The sequence below is a fragment of the Burkholderia sp. BCC1988 genome (genome assembly GCF_905339895.1).
Taxonomy (GTDB): Bacteria; Pseudomonadota; Gammaproteobacteria; order Burkholderiales; family Burkholderiaceae; genus Burkholderia.
The window spans coordinates 1-3,355 of sequence record NZ_CAJPHA010000050.1 but is presented as its reverse complement, the minus strand read 5'-3'; the positions used below and the strand labels follow the sequence as shown (position 1 = coordinate 3,355).

The 3,355-nt window shown below is 64.4% G+C and carries 1 protein-coding gene; it reads right to left on the bottom strand.

The window, feature by feature from the left end:
- The coding region (locus U4012_RS35415; protein ID WP_321804503.1) for a beta strand repeat-containing protein at positions 1-3,355 on the bottom strand (3,355 nt) is incomplete at both ends.

The following is a 3,355-nucleotide window of genomic DNA, read 5'->3' as shown; positions in this document are numbered from 1 at the left end:
ACCTTGCAGGGCGCCGAAGCTGGTGCTCCAGTGCGCACCGTTGTCGACGCTGTATTGCACGGTGGCGCCGGATTCGACACCGGACAGGTTCAACGTGCCGACGTTGGTGATGTGGTCGGACGCGCTGCTGCCCGAATCGGTGGTGAGGGCAACGCCGGGCGCCGCGGCCGACGTATCGAGCGTGAAGCCGAACGACGTCGCGGCCGACGTATTGCCCGCGACGTCGATCTGGCGGACCTGCACGTTGTTCGTGCCTTCGACGGCACTGAAGCTGGTGTTCCAATGCGCACCGTTATCGACGCTGTACTGCACGGTGGCGCCGGTTTCGATGCCGGTGAGGTTCAACGTGCCGACATTGGTGATGTGGTCGGAGGCGCTGCTGCCGGAGTCGGTGGTGAGGGCCACGCCCGGCGCGGCAGCCGACGTGTCGAGCGTGAAGCTGAACGATGTCGCGGCCGACGTATTGCCGGCGACGTCAATCTGGCGAACCTGCACGTTGTTCGCGCCTTCCAGGGCACCGAAGCTGGTGCTCCAGTGCGCCCCGTTGTCGACGCTGTATTGCACGGTGGCGCCGGTTTCGATGCCGGTGAGGTTCAACGTGCCGACATTGGTGATGTGGTCGGAGGCGCTGCTGCCGGAGTCGGTGGTGAGGGCAACGCCCGGCGCGGCAGCCGACGTGTCGAGCGTGAAGCTGAACGACGTCGCGGCCGACGTATTGCCGGCGACGTCAATCTGGCGGACCTGCACGTTGTTCACGCCTTCCAGGGCACCGAAGCTGGTGCTCCAGTGCGCCCCGTTGTCGACGCTGTACTGCACGGTGGCGCCGGTTTCGATGCCGGTCAGGTTCAGTGTGCCGACATTGGTGATGTGGTCGGACGCGCTGCTGCCGGAATCGGTGGTCAGGGCAACGCCCGGCGCGGCGGCGGAGGTATCGAGCGTGAAGCCGAACGACGTCGCGGCCGACGTATTGCCCGCCACGTCGATCTGCCGGACCTGCACGTTGTTCGCGCCTTCCAGGGCACCGAAGCTGGTGCTCCAGTGCGCACCGTTATCGACGCTGTACTGCACGGTGGCGCCGGTTTCGATGCCGGCGAGGTTCAACGTGCCGACATTGGTGATGTGGTCGGACGCGCTGCTGCCGGAATCGGTGGTCAGGGCAACGCCCGGCGCGGCGGCGGAGGTATCGAGCGTGAAGCTGAACGATGTCGCGGCCGACGTATTGCCCGCCACGTCGATCTGCCGGACCTGCACGTTGTTCGCGCCTTCCAGGGCACCGAAGCTGGTGCTCCAGTGCGCGCCGTTATCGACGCTGTACTGCACGGTCGCGCCACTCTGAACCCCGGTCACATTCAACGTGCCGACATTGGTAATGTGGTCGGACGCGCTGCTGCCGGAATCGGTGGTGAGCGCAACGCTCGGCGCGGCAGCCGACGTATCGAGCGTAAAGCTGAACGAAGTCGCCGCCGACGTGTTGCCGGCGATGTCGGTTTGCCGGACCTGCACATCGTTCACGCCTTCGGTCGCGCTGAAACTCGTGTTCCACGTATGGCCGCCGTCGATCGAATATTCGACGGTGGCGCCGGTTTCGACACCGGTGAGGTTCAGCGTGCCGACGTTGGTGATGTGATCGGACGCGCTGCTGCCCGAATCGGTGGCGAGCGCAACGCCCGGCGCAGCCGCCGAGGTGTCGAGCGTGAAGCTGAACGAAGTCGGGTCGGACGTGTTGCCGGCGATATCGGTTTGCCGGACCTGTACGTCGCTCACGCCTTCGACGGCGGTGAAACTGGTGCTCCACGAATGGCCGCCGTCGATCGAATATTCGACGGTGGCGCCGGTCTCGACACCGGTCAGGTTCAACGTGCCGACGTTGGTGACGTGATCGGACGCGCTGCTGCCGGAATCGGTGGTGAGGGCAACGCCCGGTGCAGCCGCCGACGTGTCGAGCGTGAAGCTGAACGAAGTCGAATCGGACGTGTTGCCGGCGATATCGGTCTGCCGGACCTGCACATGGTTCAGGCCTTCGGTCGCGCTGAAACTGGTGTTCCAGGTGTGACCGCCGTCGATCGAGTATTCGACGGTGGCGCCGGTCTCGACACCGGTGAGGTTCAACGTGCCGACATTGGTAATGTGGTCGGACGCGCTGCTGCCGGAATCGGTGGTGAGCGCAACGCTCGGCGCGGCGGCCGACGTGTCGAGCGTGAAACTGAACGAAGTCGGATCGGACGTGTTGCCGGCGATATCGGTTTGCCGGACCTGCACATCGTTCAGGCCTTCGACGGCATTGAAGCTGGTGCTCCACGTATGACCGCCGTCGATCGAGTATTCGACGGTGGCACCGGTCTCGACACCGGTCAGGTTCAACGTGCCGACATTGGTGACGTGATCGGACGCGCTGCTGCCCGAATCGGTGGTGAGGGCAACGCCGGGGGCGGCGGCCGACGTGTCGAGCGTGAAGCTGAACGACGTTGCTGACGACGTGTTGCCGGCGATATCGGTCTGACGGACCTGTACGTCGTTCACGCCTTCGGTCGCGCTGAAGCTGGTGCTCCAGGTATGACCGCCGTCGATCGAGTATTCGACGGTGGCGCCGGTCTCGACACCGGTGAGGTTCAACGTGCCGACGTTGGTGACGTGATCGGACGCGCTGCTGCCCGAATCGGTGGTGAGGGCGACACCGGGTGCAGCCGCAGAGGTATCGAGCGTAAAGCTGAACGACGTGGGATCGGACGTGTTGCCGGCGATATCGGTCTGCCGGACCTGTATGTCGTTCACGCCTTCGGTGGCATTGAAGCTGGTGCTCCAGGTGTGACCGCCGTCGATCGAATATTCGACGGTGGCGCCGGTTTCGACACCGGTGAGGTTCAACGTGCCGACGTTGGTGACGTGATCGGACGCGCTGCTGCCGGAATCGGTGGTCAGGGCCACACCGGGCGCCGCGGCCGACGTGTCGAGCGTGAAGTTGAACGACGTCGGGTCGGACGTGTTGCCGGCGATATCGGTTTGCCGAACCTGTACGTCGTTCACGCCTTCGGTCGCGCTGAAACTGATGCTCCAGGTATGACCGCCGTCGATCGAATATTCGACGGTGGCGCCGGTTTCGACACCGGTCAGGTTCAACGTGCCGACATTGGTGACGTGATCGGACGCGCTGCTGCCGGAATCGGTGGTGAGGGCAACGCCCGGTGCAGCTGCCGACGTATCGAGCGTGAAACTGAACGAAGTCGAATCGGACGTGTTGCCGGCGATATCGGTTTGCCGAACCTGTATGTCGTTCAGGCCTTCGACGGCATTGAAGCTGGTGCTCCACGTATGACCGCCGTCGGTCGAATATTCGACGGTGGCGCCGGTCTCGACA